24 protein-coding genes are annotated in these 26,186 nt (G+C 71.7%); 7 read left to right on the top strand and 17 right to left on the bottom strand.

All coding sequences use genetic code 11. The annotated features are described in order from the left end of the window. Window positions 1-39 precede the first annotated feature (39 nt). Genes ACFVTR_RS17425 through ACFVTR_RS17415 form a run of 3 tightly spaced genes read right to left on the bottom strand, consistent with a single transcriptional unit; the run spans window position 40 to window position 1,949 of the window. Window positions 40-492, bottom strand: coding sequence for an META domain-containing protein (locus ACFVTR_RS17425; protein ID WP_387039359.1), 453 nt, complete (start codon window positions 490-492; stop codon window positions 40-42). A 22-nt stretch (window positions 493-514) separates the two neighbouring features. Continuing rightward, the gene (locus tag ACFVTR_RS17420) at window positions 515-946 is read right to left on the bottom strand and encodes an META domain-containing protein (protein ID WP_387039357.1); all 432 of its coding nucleotides are present in this window, start codon (window positions 944-946) and stop codon (window positions 515-517) included. A 49-nt stretch (window positions 947-995) separates the two neighbouring features. Continuing rightward, a complete protein-coding gene (locus ACFVTR_RS17415) occupies window positions 996-1,949 on the bottom strand; it encodes a LysR family transcriptional regulator (RefSeq protein WP_387039355.1) in 954 nt (317 codons plus the stop codon). Between the two features lie 157 nt (window positions 1,950-2,106). Between ACFVTR_RS17415 and ACFVTR_RS17410 the strand changes: the two genes are divergently transcribed. After that, on the top strand, window positions 2,107-5,790 hold the full coding sequence (locus ACFVTR_RS17410; protein ID WP_387039354.1) for a proline dehydrogenase family protein: 3,684 nt from the start codon (window positions 2,107-2,109) through the stop codon (window positions 5,788-5,790). Between the two features lie 107 nt (window positions 5,791-5,897). Here ACFVTR_RS17410 and ACFVTR_RS17405 read toward each other — a convergent pair whose 3' ends face one another. Both ACFVTR_RS17405 and ACFVTR_RS17400 read right to left on the bottom strand, forming a co-directional pair. Then, a complete protein-coding gene (locus tag ACFVTR_RS17405; RefSeq protein ID WP_387039352.1) occupies window positions 5,898-6,974 on the bottom strand; it encodes a hypothetical protein in 1,077 nt (358 codons plus the stop codon). Window positions 6,975-6,982: 8 nt separating this feature from the next. Beyond that, entirely contained in the window at window positions 6,983-7,483 is a 501-nt protein-coding gene (locus ACFVTR_RS17400; RefSeq protein WP_387039351.1) for an ATP-dependent zinc protease, read from the bottom strand. Window positions 7,484-7,509: 26 nt separating this feature from the next. Between ACFVTR_RS17400 and ACFVTR_RS17395 the strand changes: the two genes are divergently transcribed. Beyond that, window positions 7,510-8,703 carry a RimK family alpha-L-glutamate ligase gene (locus ACFVTR_RS17395; RefSeq protein WP_387039349.1) on the top strand — a complete coding sequence of 398 codons (1,194 nt, stop codon included), beginning with the start codon at window positions 7,510-7,512 and terminating at the stop codon, window positions 8,701-8,703. A gap of 29 nt (window positions 8,704-8,732) precedes the next feature. Here the strand turns inward: ACFVTR_RS17395 and ACFVTR_RS17390 are convergent, their stop codons facing one another. The 5 genes from ACFVTR_RS17390 to ACFVTR_RS17370 all read right to left on the bottom strand — a co-directional run bounded on the left by ACFVTR_RS17390 (window position 8,733) and on the right by ACFVTR_RS17370 (window position 11,818). Further along, window positions 8,733-9,089 carry a GntR family transcriptional regulator gene (locus ACFVTR_RS17390; protein ID WP_387039347.1) on the bottom strand — a complete coding sequence of 119 codons (357 nt, stop codon included), beginning with the start codon at window positions 9,087-9,089 and terminating at the stop codon, window positions 8,733-8,735. A gap of 53 nt (window positions 9,090-9,142) precedes the next feature. Beyond that, the gene (locus ACFVTR_RS17385) at window positions 9,143-9,805 is read right to left on the bottom strand and encodes a hypothetical protein (RefSeq protein WP_387039345.1); all 663 of its coding nucleotides are present in this window, start codon (window positions 9,803-9,805) and stop codon (window positions 9,143-9,145) included. 214 nt (window positions 9,806-10,019) lie between these two features. After that, entirely contained in the window at window positions 10,020-10,580 is a 561-nt protein-coding gene (locus tag ACFVTR_RS17380) for an RNA polymerase sigma factor (RefSeq protein ID WP_387039343.1), read from the bottom strand. 108 nt (window positions 10,581-10,688) lie between these two features. Further along, window positions 10,689-11,126, bottom strand: a complete 438-nt coding sequence (locus ACFVTR_RS17375) for an Lrp/AsnC family transcriptional regulator (protein WP_022889580.1) — start codon at window positions 11,124-11,126, stop codon at window positions 10,689-10,691. Between the two features lie 71 nt (window positions 11,127-11,197). Beyond that, window positions 11,198-11,818 carry a TetR/AcrR family transcriptional regulator C-terminal domain-containing protein gene (locus tag ACFVTR_RS17370; RefSeq protein ID WP_387039341.1) on the bottom strand — a complete coding sequence of 207 codons (621 nt, stop codon included), beginning with the start codon at window positions 11,816-11,818 and terminating at the stop codon, window positions 11,198-11,200. Window positions 11,819-11,937: 119 nt separating this feature from the next. Here ACFVTR_RS17370 and ACFVTR_RS17365 point away from each other — a divergent pair, with 119 nt between their 5' ends. The 3 genes from ACFVTR_RS17365 to ACFVTR_RS17355 all read left to right on the top strand — a co-directional run bounded on the left by ACFVTR_RS17365 (window position 11,938) and on the right by ACFVTR_RS17355 (window position 15,878). Continuing rightward, entirely contained in the window at window positions 11,938-13,593 is a 1,656-nt protein-coding gene (locus ACFVTR_RS17365) for an amidohydrolase (protein ID WP_387039340.1), read from the top strand. Between the two features lie 29 nt (window positions 13,594-13,622). Beyond that, window positions 13,623-15,002, top strand: coding sequence for an APC family permease (locus tag ACFVTR_RS17360; protein WP_387039338.1), 1,380 nt, complete (start codon window positions 13,623-13,625; stop codon window positions 15,000-15,002). A 72-nt stretch (window positions 15,003-15,074) separates the two neighbouring features. Next, complete coding sequence (locus ACFVTR_RS17355; RefSeq protein ID WP_387039336.1) at window positions 15,075-15,878, top strand: LLM class F420-dependent oxidoreductase; 804 nt, start codon at window positions 15,075-15,077, stop codon at window positions 15,876-15,878. Window positions 15,879-15,896: 18 nt separating this feature from the next. On the opposite strand, the gene ACFVTR_RS17350 is transcribed toward ACFVTR_RS17355, so the two are convergent. Next, window positions 15,897-16,685, bottom strand: coding sequence for a hypothetical protein (locus ACFVTR_RS17350; RefSeq protein WP_387039334.1), 789 nt, complete (start codon window positions 16,683-16,685; stop codon window positions 15,897-15,899). Window positions 16,686-16,764: 79 nt separating this feature from the next. Further along, window positions 16,765-17,514: a DUF4097 domain-containing protein gene (locus ACFVTR_RS17345; protein ID WP_387039332.1), complete on the bottom strand. Its 750-nt coding sequence runs from the start codon at window positions 17,512-17,514 to the stop codon at window positions 16,765-16,767. A 127-nt stretch (window positions 17,515-17,641) separates the two neighbouring features. Between ACFVTR_RS17345 and ACFVTR_RS17340 the strand changes: the two genes are divergently transcribed. Both ACFVTR_RS17340 and ACFVTR_RS17335 read left to right on the top strand, forming a co-directional pair. Further along, the gene (locus ACFVTR_RS17340; RefSeq protein ID WP_387039330.1) at window positions 17,642-19,162 is read left to right on the top strand and encodes a peptide MFS transporter; all 1,521 of its coding nucleotides are present in this window, start codon (window positions 17,642-17,644) and stop codon (window positions 19,160-19,162) included. 46 nt (window positions 19,163-19,208) lie between these two features. Continuing rightward, window positions 19,209-20,003 (top strand): polyprenol monophosphomannose synthase, encoded by a 795-nt coding sequence (locus ACFVTR_RS17335; RefSeq protein WP_387039328.1) that lies wholly within the window; start codon window positions 19,209-19,211, stop codon window positions 20,001-20,003. Here ACFVTR_RS17335 and ACFVTR_RS17330 read toward each other — a convergent pair. The 5 genes from ACFVTR_RS17330 to ACFVTR_RS17310 form a co-directional block, all read right to left on the bottom strand. Continuing rightward, window positions 19,955-21,196: an ROK family protein gene (locus ACFVTR_RS17330; protein ID WP_387039327.1), complete on the bottom strand. Its 1,242-nt coding sequence runs from the start codon at window positions 21,194-21,196 to the stop codon at window positions 19,955-19,957. The genes ACFVTR_RS17335 and ACFVTR_RS17330 overlap by 49 nt on opposite strands. 114 nt (window positions 21,197-21,310) lie before the next feature. Then, window positions 21,311-22,885, bottom strand: coding sequence for a carboxylesterase/lipase family protein (locus ACFVTR_RS17325; RefSeq protein WP_387039325.1), 1,575 nt, complete (start codon window positions 22,883-22,885; stop codon window positions 21,311-21,313). Between the two features lie 9 nt (window positions 22,886-22,894). Then, window positions 22,895-24,208, bottom strand: a complete 1,314-nt coding sequence (locus tag ACFVTR_RS17320) for an MFS transporter (protein WP_387039323.1) — start codon at window positions 24,206-24,208, stop codon at window positions 22,895-22,897. Window positions 24,209-24,372: 164 nt separating this feature from the next. Then, window positions 24,373-25,578: an ROK family protein gene (locus tag ACFVTR_RS17315; protein WP_387039322.1), complete on the bottom strand. Its 1,206-nt coding sequence runs from the start codon at window positions 25,576-25,578 to the stop codon at window positions 24,373-24,375. Further along, window positions 25,575-26,171 carry a TetR/AcrR family transcriptional regulator gene (locus ACFVTR_RS17310; protein ID WP_376942206.1) on the bottom strand — a complete coding sequence of 199 codons (597 nt, stop codon included), beginning with the start codon at window positions 26,169-26,171 and terminating at the stop codon, window positions 25,575-25,577. The genes ACFVTR_RS17315 and ACFVTR_RS17310 overlap by 4 nt, the downstream gene beginning before the upstream one ends. Window positions 26,172-26,186 lie beyond the last annotated feature (15 nt).

Genomic DNA, 26,186 nt, shown 5'->3' with positions numbered 1-26,186 from the left:
GCTGCGCTCCGCGGCGCTCGGCGGTTGCGGCGCGGACGCTCAGCCCGTGCGCTCGAGCGAGCCGATGACCACGTCGTCGTCGCCGAGCACGGTCATCGTGTCGCCGTCGACCGTGGCCTCGTCGAGCGCCGACAGCCACGTGTCGACGCCCTCGCACGCCATGCGCGTCGAGGCCACGTCGTCGAACTCGATGCGGCCGCCGCCCTCGTCCTCCCAGCGGCCCGTGAGGCGGTTGCACCCGTCGGTGCCGGCGAGGGTGCCGTCGGCGACGAGGGAGAGCGACGGGGCGGTGGCGTCGTCCGTGTCGCCCCAGGTGCCCACCGTGCTCGCTGAGACCGGCAACGGCGACGGTGCCGTCGCGGGGACGCTCGCCGGGGGTGTGTTCGAGGTGCCGGCGCTCGCGCACGCGCCGAACAGCACGAGCATCGCGGCCGCGAGCGAGACGGCGGACGCCGTGCGCATGGCTCGCCGGCCCGGCCCCGAGTCGCTCATGTGCGGCCCGTCGCCTCGTGGCTCACTCGTCCTCGCCGGTCTGCTGCTCGCCGGAGCTCGAATGGAGCGTGCCGATCTCGTAGCCGTCGGAGCCCAGCACCGTCATGGTGTCGTCGGCGATCGTGGCCTCGCTCAGCCCCGCCAGCCAGGTGTCGACGCCCTCGCACGCCTTCATCGTCGAGGCCGAGTCGTCGAACTGGACGTGGTCGGACTCGTCGACCGTCCACGTGCCGGTCAGCTGGTTGCAGCCGTCGGTGCCGCTGAAGCTGCCGTCGTCCTCGAGCGTGAGCGACGGCGCCTCGGCGTCGTCCGCGTCACCCCAGGTTCCGGTCGGATCGATCGAGCCGCCCTGCACCGAACCGGACTCGCCGAGGCAGCCGGCCAGGAGGAGCAGGAGCGCGGCAGCCCCCGCCGCGGCGCCGGCGCCACGCACGACCCTCTGAATCGTGGTCATGCCCGCAGGGTAGTCCTCCCGAGCGCCGTCCGCCATGCCCCGGACGGGGTCAGGGAGACACGGATCGGGCGGCCGGTGCGGGAGGTGCCGGGGTCGCGGTCGCCCGCGCGGCGCGTGCGAGCGCGTCGCGGCAGGCGACGACGGCAGGCCGGGCCGCCGCGGCGTGCCGCGTCGAGGTGAAGACCTCGCGCTCGGGATGCCCCGGCAGGTCGACGAGCCGGACGCTCGGCGCCTCGCCCGCCCACACGAGGTCGGGCAGCAGCCCCACCGCGTTGCCCGAGCGGATGAGGCGGATGTGCGCCATGAGGTCGGCCGTCTCGAACCGGACATCGGGTTCGAAGCCCGCCTCGCGGCAGAGCTGCTCGGCCCACTCGCGCGAGGCCGTGCCCTCGGGTTCGAGCACCCACGCCATGTTCGCGGCGGTCTCGAGTCTGGCGGCGGCCGAAAGGCCGGCCGAACGCGCGGCAGGGTGGGGCGGCAGCGCGAGACGGATCGCGTCTGCGGCGAGGTGCACGCGGTCGAGCTCGGCACGGTGGGCGCGGGTGTGGCCGGGGTACTGCTCGGCGACGACGAGGTCGAAGTCGCGCGCCGCGACCTCGAAGAGGCCGACGTCGGGCTCGCGCTCGGTGATCTCGACCCGCAGCGCGGGATGCTCGGCGCGCAGCAGGGTGAGCGCCTGCGGCACGACGGCGTGCGCCGCCGACTGGAAGACCGCGATGCGCACGGTGCCGCCGACGGCGGTGAGCGAGCGCGCCACCTCGGACTCGGCCTCCTCGAGCCGATCGAGGATCGCGCGTGCATGCTCGACGAGCACGAGCGCCTGCGGGGTGAGCTGCACCCGCCGGCCGACCTGCACGAGCAGCGGCACGCCCGCCTCGCGCTCGAGCAGGCTGAGCTGCTGCGACACCGAGGAGGGGCTGTACGAGAGGGCGTCGGCGACCGCGGTGAGGGTGCCGCGCTGGCTCAGTTCGACGAGCAGCCGCAGGCGGCGGACATCGAGCATGGGGGCCTCCGTGGCATCCGGCTGATCTTTCGGTTCTTCCGAACAGTATTCATCAGAATCATTCGCTGTACCGAATGGATGGCTCGGGCGCACACTTGATCCGACAGGCGCGCGTACCCCCGGCGCGCCCGAAGAAAAGGACACTACCCTCGTGACCATGTCGAACGCCGCCACGGATGCCCGGCCGGATACCGATCACGTCGTCGCCCTCGTGCGCCGCTGGCTCGAAGAGAGCGCGAAGTACCCCGTCGAGCCTGCCGCCCAGCGCCTCGCGGGCGTGCTGAAGGACCCGAACGGACTCGCCTTCACCGTCGGCTTCGTCGACGGCGTGATGCGCCCCGAAGACCTCGGCGTCGCGGGCCGCAACCTCGAGCAGGTCGCGAAGCTCACCCCGAAGTTCCTGCCGTGGTACCTCAAGGCCGCGATCCGCCTCGGCGGCGTCGTCGCGCCCGTGCTGCCGTGGGCGGTCATCCCGATCGCGCGCCGGGTGCTGCGCGCCATGGTCGGCCACCTCGTGCTCGACGCGACCCCCGACAAGCTCGGCCCCGCGATCGCGAAGCTGCGCGAGTCGGGCAACCGCCTGAACCTCAACCTCCTCGGCGAGGCCGTGCTCGGCGAGCAGGAGGCCGACCGCCGCCTCACGGGCACGTTCGAGTTCCTCGCCCGCGACGACGTCGACTACGTCTCGATCAAGGTGTCGTCAGTCGTCAGCCAGCTCTCGATGTGGTCGTTCGACGAGGCCGTCGCGAAGGTCGTCGCCAAGCTCACGCCGCTCTACGAGCTCGCCGCGGCGAGCGAGGCCCGCGGCAAGTCGAAGTTCATCAACCTCGACATGGAGGAGTACCGCGACCTCGACCTCACGATCGCGGTGTTCACGACCCTCCTCGACCAGCCGCAGCTGCGCGGCCTCGAGGCGGGCATCGTGCTGCAGACCTACCTGCCCGACGCGCTCGGCGCCATGCAGGAGCTCACCACCTGGGCGACCGCGCGTCGCGCCGGCGGCGGCGCCCCGATCAAGGTGCGCGTCGTCAAGGGCGCGAACCTCGCCATGGAGCACGTCGACGCCGCCGTGCACGGCTGGCCCGTCGCGACCTACGGCACCAAGCAGGACTCCGACACGAACTACAAGCGCGTGCTCGACTGGTCGATGACGCCCGAGCGCACGCACGCGGTGAAGCTCGGCGTCGCGGGCCACAACCTCTTCGACGTCGCCCACGCCTGGCTCACGGCGCGCGAGCGCGGGGTCGAGAGCCGCGTCGAGTTCGAGATGCTGCTCGGCATGGCGACCGGTCAGTCCGAGGCGGTGCGCGGCGACGTCGGCAACCTGCTGCTGTACACGCCCGTCGTGAACCCCTCCGAGTTCGATGTCGCCATCGCCTACCTGATCCGCCGCCTCGAGGAGAACGCGAGCGACGACAACTTCATGTCGGCCGTGTTCGAGCTCGCGGCGAACGAGCGCCTCTTCGAACGCGAGCGCGCCCGCTACGAGCGTTCGCTCGCCGCGCTCGAAGCGGATGTCTCGGCGCCGACCCCGAACCGCACGCAGAACCGCCGCACCGAGTGGGACGGCGACGCGCTCGCCGCGGCGATCGCCGCACCCGAGGCCCCGGCGCCCGGCACCGAGCACGACGACGACGCCTCGCTCACGAGCGTCGTGCTCGGCATCACGCGCGGCTCGGGCGGAACGCAGCTCACCGACGACGTGGCATCCGGCTTCGCGACCGCCGACGACGAGTCGGCCGCCGCCTCGGCCGTTGCCGCGCCGGTCGCCGCCGCGCCGAGCGGCCCTGGTGTGACCCCCGGCTTCAGCAACGAACCCGACACCGACCCGGCGCTCGCGCCGAACCGCGAGTGGGGTCGCCGCATCCTCGCCCGCGTGCCCGACACGACCCTGGGCCTGGCCACCATCGAGGCCGCCCGCGTCGACGACGAGTCCGAGCTCGAGCAGATCATCGCGTCGGTCGCCGCACGGGGCAAGGCCTGGGGCGAGCTGCCCGGCGCCGAGCGCGCCGCCGTGCTGCACCGCGCCGGTCTCGCGCTCGCTGCGAACCGCGACCGCCTGATCGAGGTCATGGCCGCCGAGACGGGCAAGACCATCGCCGAGGCCGACCCCGAGATCAGCGAGGCCATCGACTTCGCGCACTACTACGCCGAGCGGGCCCGCGAGCTCGACCACGTGCAGGGCGCGACGTTCGTGCCGTCCAAGCTCACCGTCGTGACCCCGCCGTGGAACTTCCCCGTCGCGATCCCCGCGGGCGGCGTGCTCGCCGCGCTCGCCGCAGGCTCGGGCGTCGTCATCAAGCCCGCGAAGCTCGCGCAGCGCTCGGGCGCCGTCATGGTCGAGGCGCTGTGGGAGGCGGGCATCCCGCGCGACCTCCTCGCGCTCGTCGACATCGGCGAACGCGAGCTCGGCAAGCAGCTCGTCTCGCACCCCGCCGTCGACCGGGTCATCCTCACCGGCGCCTACGAGACGGCCGAGCTGTTCCGCTCGTTCCGCGAGGACCTGCCCCTCCTCGCCGAGACGAGCGGCAAGAACGCCATCATCGTGACGCCGTCGGCCGACCTCGACCTCGCCGCCTCCGACGTCGCGAAGAGCGCCTTCGGCCACGCCGGCCAGAAGTGCTCGGCGGCCTCGCTCGTGATCCTCGTCGGCTCGGTCGCGAAGTCCGAGCGCTTCCACCGTCAGCTCGTCGATGCGGCGACCTCGCTGCGGGTCGGCTACCCGGCCGATGCGCAGAGCCAGATGGGCCCGATCATCGAGCCCGCGAACGGCAAGCTGCTGCACGCGCTCACCCAGCTCGGCATCGGCGAGGAGTGGCTCGTCGAGCCGAAGCAGCTCGACGGCAGCGGCAAGCTGTGGTCGCCCGGCGTGCGCACGGGCGTCGCGCCCGGCTCGTACTTCCACCTCACCGAGTTCTTCGGACCGGTGCTCGGCATCATGCACGCGAAGGACCTCGACGAGGCGATCCGACTCCAGAACGCGGTCGACTACGGCCTCACCGCCGGCCTCCACTCGCTCGACGCGGGCGAGCTCGCGACCTGGCTCGACAAGGTCGAGGCAGGCAATCTCTACGTCAACCGCGGCATCACCGGCGCCATCGTCGAGCGGCAGCCGTTCGGCGGCTGGAAGCGGTCGGCCGTCGGTGCCGGCGCCAAGGCGGGCGGTCCGAACTACCTGTTCGGCCTCGGCGACTGGGTGCCCGCGGGCGGAAGCGTCTCGAAGTCGCTGCACCTGCGCGGGCTCGAGCGGCGCGTCTCCGAGCTCATCGAGGCCTCGCAGTCGGCCCTCGACTACGACTCGTTCGAGGTGCTGCGCCGTTCGGCGCTCTCCGACGAGGTCGCCTGGGCCGAGGAGTACGGCACGGTGAAGGACGTCTCGGGCGTCGGCGTCGAGCGCAACCTCTTCCGCTACCGCTCGCTGCCCGTGGCCGTGCGCATCGGGGAACGCGCCTCGCTCGCGGAGGGCCTGCGGGTCATCGCGGCCGGGCTCCTCGCGAAGTCGGCGTTCACCCTGTCGTCGGCCGTCGAGCTGCCGAAGGGCGTGCGCGCGCTGCTCGCCGCGCGCGACGTGAAGATCGTGCGCGAGGGCGACGCCGCCTGGCTCGGCCGGGTCGCGAAGGACGCGGCGTCGGCGCTCGGCGCGAGCCGGGTGCGACTCGTCGGCGGGGACGCCTCGGCGCTGGCCTCGGCGCTCGGCGGCACCCCCGACGTCGCCGTGTGGTCGCACCCCGTGACCCCGTCGGGCCGCGTCGAGCTGCTGCCGTTCCTGCACGAGCAGGCGATCTCGATCACGAACCACCGTTTCGGCAACCCGACGACCCTGTCCGACGGGGTGATCTGAGCCCGGTCCGTCGAGACCACCGGTCGCTCGGTGCGACTCGCGTGAACAGGATGAGCCGGTCGGCACCCGCAGCTGCGGGCGTGCCGGCCGGCTCATCCTGTTGAGCGCTACGCAGCCGGCTCGACCGACGAGGTCGGGGGGCGCCGGAACGTCAGCACCTCGTCGCGCTTCGAGCGTTCGAGCTCGAAGCCGAGGTCGGCGAGCCGCCCGAGCACCCGCCGAGGCAGCGCCGGAAGCTCGGCGGTGAAGCCCCGCCGGCCCTTGGCGATGCCCGTGATGAGCGAGACATCGAGGTTCGCGCCGCGCAGTTCGACGCGGGCGTAGTCGCTGTTGCAGCGCCACACGAGTTCGTCGAGCTCGTCGAACTTCACGATGGTCGTCGATGCACCGATCGCCCCGGTCGCCGATGCGTCGGTGCGGAGCCACAGCCGGTCGTCGCCGAAGCCGATCGTGCAGTCGAGGGTGCGACGCTGCACGACCGCCATGTAGATGAAGTACGCGGGCAGCGCGAACACGACGCCGACGAGGAAGATCGCGAAGCGCGGACCGAGCTGTACGACGTATTCGGTGACGGCGATGAGTGCGACGACGGCGACGGCACCGACCACCATGACGATCAGCACGATCGCGGTCGTGAGGGCGCGCATCGTCATCGGCACCGCGGTGAACCGCACCTCCGAGCCGCGACCGGTCTCGGCGCGTACCCATTCGGGAGTGACCCGTGCGGGCCGCTTCTTCGAGGGGCGCCCGACGGCCGAGGTGATGCGTGAGAGGAGGCCGAGCCAGATCCACCCGGCGGCGGGGATGGTGGCGAACTGCGCGATGATGAACGCGATCTTGATCGGCTCGGGTGCGGTCTCGAGCAGCGGCTGACCGACGTCGACCATGAACCAGACGAGAGCCCCCGCCACGACCGCGCCGACCACGTGCAGGATCGCCCCGTCGCGCTCGGGCCTGATGCGGAACGTCAGGTTCACGAAGGAGAACCCGCACAGCCAGCCGCCGACGAGCATCAGCAGGTAGGGCACGAACTCCATTCCCTGCCCGGCGGCGAACCAGGGCACGGTCAGCGCGAAGCACACCGCCGCCCAGACGAGCGGATTGCGGATGAGGCGCCGCCACAGCGCCGCACGGAGCGCCGAGGGCTCCGCCGGCTCCTCGGTCGCGGTCGTTGCCTCGGTCACGCGCGTCGCTACGCGTGCCCGCGATTGCGGCGGCGGATGCCACGGGGTGCACGCCCGCCGACGAACGACCGGGCCGAATCGACGACGAAGCCCTGGCGCAGCGCCTCGCGGCCGATGAGCATGCGGAAGCCCATCTCGTCGCGGTTCGTGAGGGTCACCTCGGCGGTCACGGTGCGCTCCTGCAGCACGAGGTCGAGGAGCACGACGATCCGCTCCTCGGAGTGCCCCGAGGAGCTGCGCACCTGACGCCGGTCGTGCACGGGCAGCTCGACGACGACCGCGTCGTCGTCGCTCTCCTGCCAGGGGCGGATGCCGAAACGCACGCGGCCGAGCGGCTCGCCGCCCGGGGCATCCGACGAACCGGGCAGCTCCTCCACGTCGAAGGCGTGCAACGACGAGGTGCGGGCGCCCGTGTCGAGCTTCGCCTTGATCCAGGGCACTCCGGCATCCGGCAGGCTCACCCATTCGCGCCACCCGGCGATGGTGCTTGAATGGGATTCCTCGTTCACTCGACCATCTTGGCAGGGCTCACCCGATGAAACTCGCGATCCTCTCGCGCGCGCCGCAGGCGTACTCGACCCAGCGACTGCGCGCCGCCGCGCAGCAGCGCGGTCACCAGGTGAAGGTGCTCAACACCCTGCGATTCGCGATCGACCTCTCGGGCCCCGAGCCCGACCTGCAGTTCCGCGGGCGTCCGCTCTCCGACTACGACGCGATCCTGCCGCGCATCGGCAACTCGATCACGTACTTCGGCACGGCCGTGGTCCGTCAGTTCGAGCAGATGGACGTCTACACGCCGAACACGGCGAACGGCATCTCGAACGCCCGTGACAAGCTGCGCGCGAACCAGATCCTCTCGCGCCACAACATCGCGCTGCCTCCCACCGCGTTCGTGCGCAACCGCGCCGACGTGCGACCGGCGATCGAGCAGGTCGGCGGGGCGCCCGTCGTCATCAAGCTGCTCGAGGGCACGCAGGGCATCGGGGTCATCCTCGCGCCGCAGGTGAAGGTCGCCGAGGCCATCATCGAGACGTTGCACTCGACGAAGCAGAACGTGCTCATCCAGAAGTTCATCGCCGAGAGCCGGGGTCGCGACATCCGTGCCCTCGTCGTCGGCGACCGCGTCGTCGCGGCGATGCGCCGCGTCGCGAACGGCGACGAGTTCCGCTCCAACGTGCACCGCGGCGGCAGCGTCGAGGCCGTCGAGCTCTCGCCCGAGTACGAGCTCGCCGCCGTGCGCTCGGCGCAGATCATGGGCCTCAAGGTGGCCGGCGTCGACATGCTCGAGGGCAACGACGGCCCGCTGGTGATGGAGGTCAACTCCTCGCCCGGGCTGCAGGGCATCGAGACCGCGACGAACCTCGACGTCGCGGGCGCGATCATCGACTACATGGCGAACCAGGTCGCGTTCCCCGAGATCGACGTGCGCCAGCGGCTCACGGTCTCGACCGGCTACGGCGTCGCCGAGCTGCTCGTGCACGGCAACGCCGACCTCGTGGGCAAGACCCTCGGCGAATCCGGACTCTGGGAGCGGGACATCACGGTGCTGACGCTGCACCGGGGCACGACCGTCATCCCGAACCCGCGCAAGGGCGTCGTGCTCGAGGCCGACGATCGCCTGCTCTGCTTCGGCAAGCTCGAGGAGATGCGCTCGATGATTCCCGAGCGCCGTCGCCGCCGGGCGAAGGTGCGCAAGCTCCCGAAGCAGCCGATCCCGGTCGCCGAGTAGGGCGGGATGCCCCGGCGTCGGCGTCGGCGTCAGCCGGCGTCGAGCGCGGCGACGACGATGGCACGAGCGTCGGATGCCCCGACGCCGAGCCGGCGCGCGAGCGCGGCGTAGTCGGCTGCGGCGGTCTGCAGGGCCCGCTCGGCGGGATCACCGTGTTCGGCGACGAAGGTGCCGTTGCGGCCCCGCCCCTCGACGACGCCGTCGGCCTCGAGTGCCTTGTACGCCTTCGCGACGGTGTTCACCGCCAGGCCGAGCTGCTCAGCGAGGGCGCGCACGGTCGGCAGCTTCGACCCGGGGGCGAGCCCGCCGTCGGCGATCGCGGCGACGACGGCCCCGTGCAGCTGCTCGGAGGGCGGCAGGGATGACGCGGGGTCGAGTTCGAGCATGGCGCTCAGGTTATGACGCTCCGTCGAGGGCGGTCAACCGGACCGCGTGACGCTCACACCCCGTAGTTCGCCGCCGGTGCAATGAGTTCGACCACGAGATCGCTTTCTGCATCAGCCGTCACCCACACACCGAAGTTGGCTTCGAACTCGTTCACTGCCGGACTGAGCGGTGGAAGGGGCTCTCCTATACCGATCCGTGTCGATCGCCGAGCCCGGCTTGTGTCGGAATTGGGATGTTCCGACCAGGATTCTTCCGCGACGATGTCTGCCGTCGAATCCCCCACCGACACCCCTGCTGCGGTACCGACGCCCGGGGGCGTGCGGACGACAAGGTCGCCGACCGCCGCCGCGGTTGCCCGGACGAAGAAGCCGGGGCTGAACGGTGGATCCGGCGGATGGATGCCGTCCGAGAGCACGAATCCGTCCCACTCGTACTGGGTCGAGCTGTATCCCTCCCATTGCGGGCGAACCTCGGTGACGACCGGTTCGCCGAGCTGCTCGGTGAGCAGTGCGATCAGCGGGGCGGGCTCCTCGAAGTAGCTGTACGCGGCGAACTCCGATCCGTCATCGGCGATCACGGCCACGCGCTCCGAGGAGATCTCGATCACCGCGGGCACGGGGTCGGGCGCCGGAACGGTCGTGTACTCCTCCTGCTCGATCGTCGTGGTCGGCGACGGCGCCGCGGACGGTGCGGCGGTCGGCGTCGAGATCGCCACCGGCTCGGGTTCGGGGCCGTCGGGCCAGAGCCCGAACGCGAACGCGGCCCCGGCACCGACACCGAGAAGCAGGGCGATCGCGGCGAGTGCGCCGAGCACGCCGTTGCGCAGGCGCGATTCGCGAACGCGGGGGGCGGGCCCGTTCTCGGTCTGCTCGATCACCTTCTGTCGCATCGACAAGAGCAGGCGATCGAGCTCGTCGCCGTTCGGGGGTTCAGTTCTCATCGGCGGTCACCGCCTTCCTGAGTCGTGCGCGGCTGCGCAGGACACGTTGCTTGACGGCTCCGACGGAGAGGCCGAGGGACTCGGCCGCCTCGCCGTAGGGCACGCCGTCGACAAGGCAGAGCTCGCAGACGCGTCGATCGATCGGGTCGAGCCGGGCGATCTCGTCGAGCACCCAGCGGAGCTGCTCCTTGGCGTTCTCCGCCTCGCGGTGCGCATGCGTCGACCGCCCGAGGCGCGAGTCATCGGGGAGCTCGTCGGCCTGGTTGCGAAAGTGCCGGCGACCGGCGTTCGCGGCGAGGTAGCGGCAGGTGGTCAGCAGCCACGGCAGCAGGGATGCCTCGTAGAGCACGATCTCGGCCGACTTCCGCCAGAGCGTGATGAACGTGTCCTGCACGATCTCTTCGAGGTCCTGCCGATTCTGCGCGATCGCCCACGCGTAGCGTGTGACGGTCGGCGCGTGGCGATCGAACAGGACCGGCAACGCGCTCCGGTCGCCGCGCACGAGTCCGGCGAGCAGTTCGTCGTCGCCGACGTCGATGTAGTGTTCCACGTCCACCTCCCTCACCTGAGAGATGTCGGGAGAATCGGAAAGGTCACACCGCGCGTGGCGGAATTCTGCCGGATGCCTCGGCGCGAGGCGCTCCGGCCCGTCATCGGGTCAGTCGCGGTTGCGGTTCACGAGGCGCGAGAGCACGATCGCGCTGCGCGTGTGGTCGACGTTCGGGGCGATGCGCACCCGTTCGAGCGCGTCTTCGAGGGAGGCGATGTCGCGGGCGCGGATCTGCACGATCGCGTCGGCGCTGCCGGTGACGGTGCCCGCGTAGACGACCTCGGGCACGTCCTGGAGGATGCGCTTGAGCTCGTCGGGCGCCACGGTGCCGCGGCAGAACAACTCGACGTACGCCTCGGTCGACATCCCGTCGACGGTGGGGTCGACCTGGATCGTGAACGAGCGGATGACGCCGTCGGCGACGAGCCGGTCGACGCGGCGCTTGACGGCCGAGGCGCTGAGCCCGACGGACGACCCGATGTCGCCGTACCCGGCCCGGGAATTCTGCCGGAGCAGGTCGAGGATGGCGCGATCGAGGTTGTCCATGGTGGGAGTGTACGCGGGTTCTTTGCGCCGTGACACCCGTTCGCGCGGGATTCGTGCGGGGTGCTGCGGTGTCAGTCGATCGGGGCGAGGGTGGCACGCCGCGCGCGGAGGCCGTCGAGGAGCGCGGCGATGCCGAGCTCGAACGCGGCGGTGGCGCTCGTGGACTCCTCGTAGCGCGGGTCGAGCGCGGCGTGGACCCGCTCGAGCTCGGCGGGCACCGAGGCCTGGTCGAGCATGTCGCTCGGTGCGACGATGTCGAGCGCCGACCCGAGCACGTGCGCCTCGACCGTGCGCATCACGGCGACCGCGTCGTGCAGGGGCCAGCCCCCGTCGATGAGCGCGCCGATGACTTCGTCGTAGATCACGAAGGTCGACACGTCGCGGATGGGCGTCGTCGCGAGCACGCGGATGAGGTTCGGGTGGGCCGCGAAGACCGTGAGGTACGAGCGCGCCCAGGCCTCGAGCGCCACGTCCCAGGGATGCTCGGCGAAGGGGGAGGTGTCGATGTCCTCGACGATGCGGGCGCGCACGAGTTCGATGAGCTCGTCGCGGCTGCCGACGTGGTTGTAGAGCGAGGAGACCTGCCGGTTCACGCGCTTCGCGAGGCTGCGCATGGTGAGCGCCTCGCTGCCCTGCTCGTCGACGAGCTCGAGCGCGGCGTGCACGAGCTGCTCGCGATTCACCGTCGACATCGCCGCACCTCGACTCTTCCGTCCGCCCTGCCGAGAGTGTAACCTCTCAGCACTGATACGAACAGTGTTCGTACGAACATCGTTCGTACGGCGCTCCCGGCTCACGAAGGCAACGGTGCATGACGACGATCCACTTCTCCGGCGGAACCATCTGGCGCGGCGCGGGAGCGCCCACGGCGCGCTCGCTCTTCGTGCGCGACGGGCTGGTCGTCGCGTTCGACGATGAGGCGGATGCCGCGGCCGACGCCGCGCTCGCGGCCACCGAGGTCGGGGCGGTCGACCTCGGCGGCGGGTTCCTCATGCCCTCCTTCGGCGACGGGCATGCCCACCCGCTCTTCGGCGGGCTCGAGGCCGAGGGGCCGGCCGTGCGCGACTGCCGCACCGTCGACGAGATCGTCGCGGCCGTCGCCGGGTACGCCGCGGCGAACCCCGACGCCGAGTGGATCGTGGGCGCCTCGTACGACCCGAGCCTCGTCGAGGAGGGGCTCTTCGACGCGCACTGGCTCGACGCCGCGGTCGCCGACCGGCCGGTCGTGCTGCGCGCCTACGACTACCACACGGTGTGGGTGAACTCGCGGGCGCTCGAGCTCGCCGGCATCGACGCCGAGACCCCCGACCCGGTGCTCGGCGAGATCATGCGCCGCCCCGACGGCACCCCGCTCGGCACCCTGCGCGAGTGGGGCGCGGTCGAGCTCGTGCTCGACGCCGCCGGCGTCAGGCCCGCCGAGGAGCGCATGCGCGCACTGCGACGCGCGGGGGAGTACTACCTCGAACGGGGCGTCACCTGGGTGCAGGACGCCTGGGTCGAGCCCGGCGACGTCGACAGCTACCTCGAGGCGGCTGAGCGCGGCATCCTGCCCGTGCGGTTCAACCTCGCGCTGTACGCCGACCCCCGGCGCTTCGCCGCGCAGCTCCCGCTCATGCGCGAGTCGCGCCGCCGCGTGGCCGAGCTCGGCTCGCCGATGCTCACCGCGAACACCGTGAAGTTCTTCGCCGACGGGGTCATCGAGTCCGAGACCGGCGCCCTGCTCGAGCCCTACTGCACCGGGCTCCACGACCACGGCGACCGCAAGCTCGGCATGACCGTGTGGCAGGGCGACGACCTCGCCGACGCCGTGCGCGCCGTCGACGCGGCCGGGTTCCAGGTGCACATCCACGCGATCGGCGACGCGGCCGTGCGCGAGGCCCTCGACGCGATCGAGCGGGCGATCGACGCGAACGGCCCCCGCGACCGGCGGCCCGTCGTCGCCCACGCGCAGCTCGTCGACGACGCCGACCTCGCCCGCTTCGCCGAGCTCGGGGTCATCGCGTGCATGCAGCCGCTCTGGGCGCAGCTCGACGGCCTCATGACCGTGCTGACCGTGCCGCGCCTCGGGCAGGAGCGCGCCGATCGGCAGTACCGCATGCGCACGATCGACGACTCGGGCGCCGTGCTCTCGTTCGGCTCGGACTGGCCCGTCAGCTCGGGCGCCCCGCTCGACGGCCTCGCGATCGCCGTGTCGCGGCAGACCGCCGAGGGCGTGCCCGCGGGCGGCTGGACCCCCGCCGAGATCCTGCCCGTCGATCGCGCCCTCGACGCGTACTCGACGGCCGTCGCCCACCAGGCGTTCGCCGACGAGGCGTCCACCCCCTGGGGCCGCATCGAACCCGGTGCGAGCGCCGACCTCGTCCACCTCGCGCGCGACCCGCGCGACGTCCCGGCCGGCGAGCTCGCCGGCGTCGCCGTCCTCGCCACCTACCTCGCAGGAAGCCCCCGATACCGCGCCGCAACGTAGCCGCGCACCCACGAAAGGATCCCCCGTCCATGTCCCACTCGTCCGGCCCCGAGCCGCTGATCTCGCCGACCTCGGCGACCGCGCAGGTCACCGAGGGTCGCTTCAAGCGCGTCCTCGGCGTGCCCTCCCTCACGCTCTTCGGGCTCGCCTACATGGTGCCGCTCACGGTCTTCACCACCTACGGCATCGTCACGCAGATCACCGGCGGCCGCGTGGCGGCGTCGTACATCATCACCCTCGTCGTCATGGTGTTCACCGCGCGCTCGTACGCGCGGATGGCGGTGGCGTACCCGTTCGCCGGTTCGGCCTACGTGTACGCGCAGCGGAGCTTCGGCGGGGCCGTCGGCTTCATGGCCGGGTGGGCGCTGCTGCTCGACTACCTGTTCCTGCCGATGATCAACTACCTGGTGCTCGGGCTCTACCTGAACACCTCGTTCCCGGCGGTGCCGCCGTGGGTCTGGATCGTGCTGGCGATCGCGATCGTCACCGTGCTGAACCTCATCGGCATCGTCTCGGTCGCGCGCGCGAACTTCGTGATCATCGCCGTGCAGGTGATCTTCATCGTCGTGTTCGTGTCGCTCGTGATCGCCTCGGCCTCCGGCAGCGACGTCGACCTGCTGGCCCCGTTCACGGGCGACGGCACCGTCGAGGGATTCGGGACGCTGTTCGCCGGTGCCGCGATCCTCTGCCTGTCGTTCCTCGGGTTCGACGCCGTGTCGACCCTCTCGGAGGAGGCGAAGGACTCCACCCGCACGGTGCCCAGGGCGATCATGATCACGACGATCGGCGCGGGCCTGCTCTTCATCCTGCTCGCGTACAGCGCGCAGATCGGCTTCCCGTCGAATGAGTTCGGCTCTGCCGACACCGCGGCGTTCGACGTCGTGGCCGCGGTCGGCGGACAGTGGCTCACGCCGCTCTTCATCGCCGGATTCGTGGCGGGCGCCTTCGGGTCGGCGCTCACCTCGCAGGCGTCCGTCGCGCGCATCCTGTTCGCGATGGGCCGCGACGGCGTGCTCCCTCGGTCGGTCTTCGGGCACCTCAACAAGCGGTTCGGCACCCCGCACGTGGCGATCCTCGTGGTGTCGGTCGTGTCGCTGGCCGCGATCTGGATCGACCTCAACGTCCTCGCGAGCATGATCAGCTTCGGTGCGCTCATCGCGTTCTCCGTGGTGAACCTCTCGGTGATCAAGCACTACTACGTCGATCGCAAGGAGCGCGCGGGGTGGAGCCTCGTGCGCAACCTGATCCTGCCGCTCATCGGCTTCGCGCTCACCGTGTGGCTCTGGACGAGCCTGTCGGGACTCACGTTCCTGATCGGCGGCATCTGGCTCGCGGTCGGCGTGATCATCCTCGCGATCGCGACGAAGGGCTTCCGTCGGCCGACCCCGATGCTCGACCTCAAGGAGTGAGCGAACCGGATGTCGCGGCGGCGGCCGACCGCACGGCCCCGCCGCGACATCCGCTGACCCTAGGCTGTCGGCATGCCCTACGACGACCGCGTGCGCCTCGGCGTGCAGCTGCAGCCCGAACACGCGCAGTACCCGGCCATCCGCGACGCGGTGCTGCGCCTCGAAGACCTCGGCGCCGACCTCGTCTTCAACTGGGACCACTTCTTCCCGCTGCACGGCGACCGCGACGGCCTGCACTTCGAGGCGTGGACGATGCTCGGCGCCTGGGCCGAGCAGACCGAGCGCATCGAGTTCGGCACGCTCGTCAACTGCAACTCGTACCGCAACGCCGACCTGCAGGCCGACATGGCCCGCACGATCGACCACATCTCGGCGAAGGGCACCGGGGTCGGCCGCTTCGTGTTCGGCACCGGCGCCGGGTGGTTCGAGCGCGACTACGACGAGTACGGCTACGAGTTCGGCACGCGTGGCTCGAGGCTGAACGCCCTCGGCGCGGCACTGCCCCGCATCGAGGCGCGCTGGGCGAAGCTGAACCCCGCGCCGACCCGGCGCATTCCCGTGATGATCGGCGGCAAGGGCGAGCAGAAGACCCTGCGGCTGGTCGCGAAGCACGCCGACATCTGGCACTCGTTCGTCGGGCCCGACGAGATCGCGCACAAGCTCGACGTACTGCGTCGCTGGTGCGACGAGGTCGGGCGGGATGTCTCGGAGATCACCGTCTCGAACGAGCTCGACCGGCACGGGCTCGACGTCGAGCACGCCGACGCCCTCTTCGGCGCGGGCGTGCGGCTCTTCACGATCGGGGTCGACGGACCCGACTACGACCTCGAGCCGGTGAAGCGCTGGCTCGCCTGGCGCGACGCCCGCAACGGCTGACGCTCCGCACCCCCGGCGTCAACCGGCGGCGGGCGCCTCGGCGGCGCTGAACCCGGCGGTGCCGTCGGCGTGCAGGCTCGCGGTGATCGGGGTGCCCTCGCCGAAGCCGAAGCTGACGGCCAGCCCCTCGGGCGGCAGGACGCCCCCGTCGGTGCAGGCGCTGCCCGCGCCGATCTCGGGCACGACCACGACGAGGCACAGGTCGGCACCCCCGCCCAGGGTCGCGGCGTACAGGGTGGCGCCGTCGGATCGCGTGACGAGCAGCCGCGTTCCCGTCCGATCGAGATCGCTTCCCGCGAGCACGTCGTCGGCCACGAGGTCGGACGGGCGTTGCTCGCGCTCGAACACCTCGTAGACGGGCGTGAGCTCCACGGGCGTGCCCGGTCCGGTGATGACGGATGGCTCGGTGCTCGCTTCAGCCTGCGTGTCGGCGCCGATCGCGTCGGCCGATCCGGGCGCCCCCGCGCCCGCCGGAACGGCCGTGAGCCCCGAGACGCCGACGCCCACGGTGATGCCGATCACGAGCGCGGCGACGCCGGCCCCGATCGCCCAGCGCATCGTCGTCGAGGAGGCGGCTCCTTCGCGTGCCGGGGCGTCGACGTCTCCGGGCGTCGCCGGAGAGCCGGTGTCGTCGGACACGACCTCGACCGCAGACTCCGCGGCGGCGGCGGTGGCGGCGCTCGCCGCGGCATCCGACAACGCCTGCAGCTCGGCCTCGGCGGCCGCGCGCTCCTCGGGCGAGGTGTCGGCGCCGTAGGCCAGCCGCTGCAGGCGGCGCAGCCGTTCGTCGTGGTCGGATGCCTCCACTCGCCCTCCCCGGTCGCGCCGGCGGCGGCCGGGTCAGCTCAGGATGCCGCAAGCACGACGCCGGGGCAAGGGGCGGGGCTCAGCCGCCGCTGACGGTGATCGAGCCGTTCGAGGTCGACAGGTCGAGCAGGAACTCGCCGTCGACGACGTCGTCGATGTCGACGTCGACCGAACCGTTCGAGGTGTCGGTCTCGACCTGGTAGCTCCCCTCGGCCGACGGCACCGAGACGTCGATCGAGCCGTTCGAGGTGTGGGCCTCGACGTCCTGCGGCGTCGCCAGGCGCAGCTCGATCGCCCCGTTCGAGGTCGAGGCGCGCACGCCGTCGCCGGCGAGCCCCCGACCCTCGATGCGTCCGTTGCTCGTCTTCGCCTCGATCCCGCCCGTGACGTCGTCGAGCTCGATGCGTCCGTTGCTCGTCTCGACCTCGACCTCGTTCACCCCGGTGAGGGCGATCGCCCCGTTCGAGGTCGCCCCGCTGACGTCGACGCCGATCGGGACCTCGACCGTGTAGTCGACCGAGCAGTTGCGACCGCATCCGCCGAGCACGAGCACGTCGCCCTGCACCTCGAACGTGGAGCCGATCTCGCGGTCGCCCCGATACGACACGGTGCGCGACACCGAGACGGCCGTGGCGCCCTCGACGCCCTCGACGGTCACGCTGCCCTCGGGGTGCTCGATCTCGATCGACTGCACCTGCTCGTCGAGCGTGGCGTCGTCGCTGAACCGCTCGGGCGGCGCGAGCCAGGCGCATCCGCTCATCGCCATCGTGGCCGCCGCTGCGACCGCGACGATCGCGATCGTCCGGCCCGTGCGCGTCATGCGAGTCATGATCTTCCCCCTTGCCGATGGGTGCTTTCGCTCCCACGACCGATGGTAGCCAGCCCGGCCGGCGCGGCAACGGGGGCTCACCCCCGGATCGGGCCGGGGGATGGCGGTCGGGAGTAGGGTGAAACGCATGGGCAGCGTCACCGAACCTGCCCCGGGGGAGTCCGGGCCGCCTGAGCCCGCGAACGGCAGCGTGCCGGTCGAGCGCGACACCCGGGGCGATCACGGCTTCTTCGGACAGCCTCGATCACTCGCGAACATCTTCGGCGTGGAGATGTGGGAGCGCTTCAGCTTCTACGGCATGCAGGGCATCCTGCTGATCTACCTCTACTACTCGGCCGCCGAGGGCGGCCTCGGCATGGACCAGACCGCCGCGGCCGGCATCGTCGGCGCGTACGGCGGCGGCGTGTACCTCTCGACGATCCTCGGGGCGTGGCTCGCCGACCGGCTCCTCGGCAGCGAGCGGGTGCTGTTCTACAGCGCGATCGTCATCATGGCCGGACACATCGCACTCGCCCTGCTGCCCGGGTTCGTGGGCGTCGGCGTCGGGCTCGTGCTCGTGGCCTTCGGCTCGGGAGGCCTCAAGGCGAACGCGACGAGCGTCGTCGGCACGCTGTACTCCGAGCACGACCCCCGCCGCGACGCCGGCTTCTCGATCTTCTACCTCGGCATCAACCTCGGCGCGTTCCTCGGGCCGATCCTCACGGGGCTGCTCGCCTCGACGCTCGGGTTCCACTGGGGCTTCGGGCTCGCGGCGGTCGGCATGGGGATCGGACTCATCCAGTACTCGTTCGGGCGCAAGCGGCTGCCCGCCGTCGCGTCGGCCGTGCCGAACCCGCTGCCCCGCGATCGCATCGGGCTGGTGATCGCGATCGCCGTCGCGGCCGTCATCGCCGTCGTCGTGCTCGTCCTCACCGGCGCGATCACCGCGACGAACCTCGTCACGTGGGTGATCATGGGCACGATCGCCGCGGCGATCGCGTACTTCGCGGTGATCCTCGGGAGCCGTCGCATCGAGTCCATCGAACGCCGTCGGGTGCTCGGATTCATCCCCCTGTTCATCGCGAGCGTCGCCTTCTGGTCGCTGTACCAGCAGCAGTTCACCGTGCTCACGATCTACTCCGACGAGCAGCTGAACCGCGACCTGTTCGGCTGGGAGATGCCGGTGTCCTGGGTGCAGTCGATCAACCCGATCTTCATCATCATCCTGTCGGGCGTCTTCGCCGCCATCTGGACGAAGCTCGGCGACCGCCAGCCCTCGACGCCGATCAAGTTCGCACTCGGCACCGCCATCATGGGCGTCGCCTTCCTCCTGTTCATCCCATTCGCGGGCGGCGCAGCGAACTCGACGCCGCTGCTCGCGATCATCGGCATCCTCTTCGTGTTCACCGTGGCCGAGCTGCTGCTCTCGCCGGTCGGCCTCTCGGTGACGACGAAGCTCGCGCCGAAGGTGTTCCACACGCAGATGGTGGCGCTCTTCTTCCTCTCGGTGGCGCTCGGTACGGCGATCTCCGGGCGGCTCGCCGAGTTCTACTCGAGCGAGAACGAAGTCGTCTACTTCGGCGTGCTCGGCGGCATCGCGATCGTGCTCGGCCTCGCGCTCGCCGTGGGCAGCCGAGGGGTGCTGAAGCTCATGTCGGGGGTGCGCTGACCGGGCGCGCGCGACGCGACCGGCGTGAGCGGTTACGATTCGAGGGATGTCCCGACCGCTCGTGGTGATCCCCACGTACAACGAACGTGAGAACCTCGCCACCATCGTGGGCCGGGTGCGCACGGCGGTTCCGGATGCCTCGGTGCTCGTCGTCGACGATGCCTCGCCCGACGGCACCGGGGTGCTCGCCGACGAGCTCGCGGCCGCCGACGGCGCCGTGCAGGTGCTGCACCGGGCCGGCAAGGAGGGGCTCGGCGCGGCGTATCTCGCGGCCTTCGACTGGGCGCTCGCCCGCGGGTACGACCCGATCGTGCAGATGGACGCCGACGGCTCTCACCTGCCCGAGCAGCTGCCCGCGATGCTCGCGGCGCTCGCCGGCGTCGACCCGGCGGGCGAACCCGTCGATCTCGTGATCGGCTCGCGCTGGGTGCCGGGGGGTTCGATCCAGAACTGGCCGCGGCGACGTCAGCTGCTCTCGCGCGGCGGCAGCGCCTACGCCCGCTGGGTGCTGCGGCTGCCGACGCGCGACGCCACCGCCGGGTACCGGGCGTTCCGGGCCGACGGGCTGCGGCGGGTGCGCCTCGAGGACGTGCACACCCGCGGCTACGGGTTCCAGGTCGACATGCTGTGGCACGCCCGCGAGGCCGGCCTCACGATCGCCGAGGTGCCCGTCACCTTCGTCGAGCGCGAGCGCGGGCGCTCGAAGATGAGCATCGGCATCGTCGTCGAGGCGATGCTGCGCGTCACCGGCTGGGGCATCGCGAGCAGGCTGCGGCACCGGCCGCGGACGACTCAGCCGGCGAGCAGCGACGGCTCCGCGACCAGGCGCTCGCGCGCCTGACGCCGGGCACCGGCGAACACGGCCCCGGGGCCGAGACGGGCGGGCGCCAGCGTCGGGATCGCCTCGAGCGCACCGCCGCCGATCGTCGGCCGGTTCGCGCGGAACGCGGCATCGACGTCGCCGAGGAGGACGCCCCAGTAACCGCCGACGATGACCGCGGACGGATCGAGGGTCGGCACGACGAGCTGCAGCGCCCGGCCGATCCAGTGCGCGGCGTCGAGCCACGACCAGCGCGCCCGGTCGTCGGCGGCCGCGACCCGCTCGACGAGCTCGGCGAGGGCTGCAGTGCGACCGTGGGCGGCGGCGAACTCCGTGAGGCCGGCGCGCTCGAGCACCAGCTCGGGTGCCGCGACCGTGGCGAGGCAGCCCAGCTGTCCGCAGGTGCAGCGAGCACCGCCGGGCACGACCGGGAGGTGCGCGAAGGTGGCGGCGAGCCCGTGCGCGCCGGTGAGCGGGCGGCCGCCCGAGATCGCCGCGGCGGTCACCGCGTCGTCGCCCGCGATGTAGAGCAGTTCGTCGATGCCCGGCAGTTCGGCGTGCTCGGCGGACGCGGCCGCCGACGCCGAAGGCAGAAGGGTGATCGGGAGCGCCAGCCCGGGCTCGAGCTCGGCGAGCGCCGGGGCGAGGATCCGCAGCGCGCCGAGCACGTCGACGGGCTCGCTGCCGAGGCGGGCGTCGGCGACCACGACCGCGGGTCGCCCGACGACGGCGCCGTCGACGAGCACGGTGAGGTCGGCGACGGGATGGTTCCCGCGCTGCGCCCTGGCGGCGGCGCGGGTGAGCACGATCGCGAGGAGTTCGAGCGGGTCGGCGGCATCGCCGTCGACGGGGATCAGCGGTTCGACGAATCGGGCGATCTCGTCGCCGCCGAGCGTGGCGACGGTGGCGATCGCGTCGTCGGGGGTGAGCATCGCGGTGACGAGCACCCGGTCGGCCGCGGTGAGTGCGAGCGGGGCGGCGCGGCCGTCGCCCGATGCCGCCGTGCCACCCGGGCGCAGCACGCCGGCGTCGAGCAGGCGCGAGGTGAGCCCCGCGATGGTGCCCCGCCCGAGCCCCGTCGCCGTGGCGAGCTCGGAGCGGGTGGCCGGCCCGTGGACGACGAGGTGGTCGAGCAGGCGGGCCGACTGGGCCCGGTGCACCTCGTCGAGCGGGCCGGTGGTGGTGGGTACGGGAGATTCGCCGGCCGCGGTCATGTCGCAAGCATGCTCGGCTCGCGTCGCGGGGTCACGTACCCCGTTCGGGGGTCATCTCGTACCACTGCGCCCCACCTCGTGGGGTGAGGCGGGGCGCAGCGGGGGAAGGGACGGTCAGAGCAGCGGGCGCACGCTCGCGTAGCCGTCGTCCGCCACGGTCGTCGGGGTGTCGTACACGCGGGTCGCGCGCGAGGCATCCGACCAGCGCGGCCACGCCTCGCCGGGGTCGCCGGTCGCGACGAACGCGACCGCGCCGGCGTGCAGTTCGTCGGCGAGCGTCTGCGGCGGGTTCGGCCCCGCGAGCGGCACCATCGCGGGGCCGTCGAGGCAGTCGAAGAAGAACGGCACGTCGAGGCAGTGCTCGGCGAACCCGAACGTGCCGCTCGGCCACGCGAAGCGGTAGAGCCACGTGCCTGCGGCATCGGCGAGGCGCGCGCGGGCCGCGACCACGCGGAGCATCGGCACCTTGAACATGCGGTCGGTGATGAGGCGGCCGAGCAGACGGGCGTTGCCGTGCTTCGAGACGTCGCGGTTCGCCGCGAGGTACGGGCGCACCTGCGCCTTCGTCAGGCCGGACTTCTTCACGAGCATCGACTTCGGCACGAAGCGCAGGATCTTCGGAGCATCCATGAGCGCCATCGCGAACTCGTCGTCGGTCGCGCCGAGCACGAGCGGCTTGCCGGCGCCGATGCCCGCTGCGAGCGAGTCGACCGTCGAGCGGTGCAGCAGCTCGCCGTCGATCGTCGGGCCGAGCTGCAGGCCGAGCTCGAGCAGCTCGTTCATGGCGTCGGGGCCCTCGAGCGCGGTCGCCGCCTTCTGCACCTCGAGCAGGCGCTCCTCGCTCACCGAGCGGAAGCCCGCGAGGGTCGGCTCGACGCCGAGCTCTGCGGCGACCTTGCGCCCGAGCGCCTCGGCGCGCTCGGGCGTGACATCGGCCGTCGCCCCCGAGATCGCGTAGACGCCGTGGAAGAGGTGCTGCGCCGCCTCCATGCCGAGGAGCGTCAGCACGGCGCCACCGCCCGCCGACTGGCCGGCGATCGTGACCCGCCCGGGGTCGCCGCCGAAGTCGGCGATGTTCTGCTGCACCCACTCGAGCGCGAGCAGCCAGTCGCGGATGCCGCGGTTCGACGGTGCGTCCTCGATCCAGCCGAAGCCGTCGAAGCCGAGCCGGTACGAGATCGTCACGGTCACGACGCCGTCGCGGTTGAAGTTGCGGCCGTCGTACCAGGGGCTCGCGGGCGAGCCGGCGAAGTAGCCGCCACCGTGGATCCAGACGAGCACGGGCAGGCCTGCTCCACCGTCGGCGGGTCGTTCGGGCGAGGGCGTGAAGACGTTCACGTTGAGCGTGGAGTCGCCCTCGATGCTCGGCTCGGGGATGAGCGTGACGCCGGGGTCGCCGCGTTGCGCGGTCGGCGCGAACTCGAGGGCGTCGCGCACCCCCGTCCACGGAGCCTTCGGCACGGGCGCCGCGAAGCGGAGCTCGCCGACCGGCGCCTCGGCGAAGGGGATGCCGAGGAACGCCGCCGACCGCTCGGCGCCACGGCCCCCGGTCGCGTCGCCCGCGTGGCGGCTGGTCGGGCGCCACTGGCCGCGGACGCGGCCGGCGAGCGTGTCGACCTCGACGAACGGGGATGCCGCCGATGTATCCGTCTCGATGCTTGTGTCGGGCTGGGCGGGGGTGTGCGACATGTGGAACTCCTAACGCACGCTCTTGATGGGGGCGACCGCGACGGCCGCGATCACGACGAAGACCATGGCGAACACGAACAGCATTGCGTAGCCGCCGAGGCTCGAGATGATGATGCCGGCGACCGCCGCGCTCATGGCCTGGGGGATGTTGGTGGCGATGTTCAGGATGCCGAGGTCCTTGCCGGCGTCGGTGCCGCCGCCGGGCAGCACCTCGGTCATGAGTGCGGTGTCGACCGACATGTAGAACCCGAATCCGAAGCCGATGATGATGTTCATGATGAGCATGCCCGTCATGTTCGGCATGATCAACGGGAAGACGAGGCTCGCCACCATGATCGCCGACGAGGCGTAGATGAACACCTTGCGGCGGCCGATCCTGTCGCTCCACCAGCCGGAGATCGCCACCGAGACCAGGGTCGGCACGAGCGCGGCGAACGCGAGCATGGCCTGGGCTCCGGCTGCCTCGGCGAGTTCCATGCCGATGTAGTCGGTCAGGATGTAGAGCCCGTACGCCGAGACGACGAAGTAGCCGAGCATGAAGAGGAAGCGCGCGGTGAAGGCCCACGCGAAGTCGGGGTGCTGCTTCGGGTTGATCCAGAAGCCGCCGAAGAACTGCTTCCAGCTCCACGGCGCGACCGTCGCCTCCTTCGACGACCAGTCGCGGTCGATGATGACGTAGACGACCGTGGCGACGATCACGATGATGCCGAAAGTCGCATAGCCGATGCCGAAGTTCGTGCCGAACTGGCCGGCGACGATGATGCCGACCGTCGCGCCGATCTGCATGCCGATGCCGAACATGGCGCTCGCGACACCGCGCTTGTCGCGCGGGAAGCGGTCGGGCGTGATCGCCGAGAGCGGACCCTGCACGGCGTTCAGGGACACCTGGATGAGCACCCAGAAGACCGTGAGCCAGAGGATCGAGTCGAGGAAGCCCATGCCGACGAGCAGGACGCCGCCGATGAGGGCGCCGCCGACCATCCACGGCGCGCGACGACCGAAGCGCGAGCGGGTGCGGTCGCTGATCGCACCGACGATCGGCTGCGCGAAGAGCGTGAACACGAAGGAGGCCGTCATGATGATCGCGAGGTTCGCGACCTTGTTCTGCTCATCGATGAGGGCGACCTGGATCGGCAGCAGGATGGCGATGAGGCCCGCGTAGGTGGCGAAGAGCGCGAAGGCGACGAGCAGGATGCCGGGCAGGGTGCGCTTCGTCGGCGGCGGGCTCTGCGGCGGGTCGCCGGGGACGGGCTCGGTGGCCGAGATGGCGCCGGTCGGGGCGAGCTCGGTCGTGGGGTCGGGCAGGGGCGGTTGCAGGGACATGTGGGCTCCTCATCGTCGAGACGTCCGTGGGCTTCGGGAGGACTCGGGCTGAATCCCGAGCGGCATTCGGCTTCAGTGTGACGCGCGGAGCATGAAAATTCAAGTCGTGAACTATATGCGTAGCCGGGTGCGAGCGTGCGTCGGTGCGCCCCTCGGTCCGCGACTCAGGCGGGGGAGAGTGCTGCGGGGTCCGCGAGGAGGCGCGCGACCGCGGTCTGCTGGGCGCCGATGAGCGCGGCGTCGCGCCCGAGCCGGCTTCCGACGACCTGCGGGGCGGTGAGGAACGCACCCTCGAGGCCGGGCTGGATCTTCGCGAGCCGATCGCCGAGGTCGTCGGCGAGTGCGGCGAGGTAGCCGCCGACGACGATGAGCGCGGGGTCGACGGTCAGCGTCACGATCTGGAGCGTGCGGGCGAGCTCGGCGGCTCCCGCCTCCCAGGCGTCGACCGCCACCGGCTCTCCTGCGCGGATGCGGCGCACGAACTCGTCGAGCGCGACCGTGAGGCCGTCATCGCGGGCGACCCCTGAGAGGCCGGCCCGCTCGAGCAGCACGTCGGGGCCGGCGACGGTGACGAGGCATCCGTGCTGGCCGCACTCGCAGCGCACCCCGCCCGGAACGACGGGCAGGTGCCCGAGCGCCCCGGCCAGGTGGTGGCTGCCGTCGACCGGCATCCCGTCGACGACGACCGCGCCGCCGATGCCCGAGTCGCTCTTGAGGTAGACGAGCTCGCTCGGTCGACCCGCGGCGGCGTGCTCGGCGAGCGCCGCGACCTGGGTGTCGGCGAGGAGTCGCACGCGCCCGCTGGAGGCGAGCGCGGCGAACCGGGGCGAGCGGTCGGCGAGGAGGGCGACGAGATCGACCGTTCCCCAGCCGAGGTCGGTGTCGGCGAGCACGACCGCGGGGTCGCCGCCGACCGGTGCCCACACCACGACGGAGGCGTCGGCGACCTCGCGATCGCCGAGCCCGCCGAGCGCGGCGTCGAACGCCTCGGCCGCGATGTCGAGCACTCGGGCGGGGTCGCCCATGGGGCGCCCGTGCCGGCGTTCGACCCGGGTGAGCCGCTCACCGCCGAGCGTCGAGGCCACCGCGCTCGCGTGGTCGGCGTCGATGAGGAGCGTGAGGATCGCGAGGTGGTCGCCCGAGAGCTCGAGCATGGTGCGCGGCCGGCCCCTGCCCTCCGCGGCGACGAGCTCGGTCTCGCGCACGAGCCCGTCGGACTCGAGCTGACGCACGAGCGCCGTCACCGAGCCGCGGGCGAGGCCCGTGGCATCCGCCAGATCGCTGCGCGAGGCGGTGCCGACCTCGGCGAGCCGCGTCGCGACGAGCGCGAGGTTGTGCCGGCGGACGTCGGCGCTCGCGAGCGAGGTCATGGCGCGGCGGGGCGGCTGAGGATGCGGATGAAGTCCTCGATGTGGGCGGCCATGTCGATCGACGGGTCCATCAGCCACTGGGTCTGCAGTCCGTCGGCGAGGGCGAGCAGCATGGTCGCCACGCGGTCGGGATCGAGGTCGGCGGGCAGGCCGCCCTCGCGCTGGCTCTCGCGGATGCCCTCCGCCGCCATCTCACGGAAGGCGCGGAAGCGCTCGTCGAAGAACGGGCGGGCGGCGTGCTCGGGCTCGGTCGCCTCGGTCGACAGCCGAGCGTAGAGCTGCACGAGCCCCGGCACGTCGACGTTGTGGCGGATGACCTGCACGAATCCGTCGAGCATGCTGAGCTCGTTATCGGCGTCGGCCGCTGCGATGGTCTCGCGGTCGACCTCGTCGCGCTTGCGCAGGATCTCGGCGAACAGCTCCTCCTTCGAGGAGAAGTAGTGCAGCAGGCCGGCCTGGCTGAGCCCGACGGCGTCGGCGAGCTCGCGCACCGAGGCGCGGCCGTAGCCGTTGCGGGCGATCACCTCGAGTGCCGCGGTGAGGATCTCCTCACGCTTGGCGATGCCCTTCGCGTACGAACCCCGTCGTGCCATACCTGAATGCTAGTC

The sequence above is a fragment of the Agromyces sp. NPDC058126 genome, from assembly GCF_042884595.1.
Classification (GTDB): Bacteria; Actinomycetota; Actinomycetes; order Actinomycetales; family Microbacteriaceae; genus Agromyces.
This window is presented reverse-complemented; position numbering and strand designations above follow the sequence as displayed.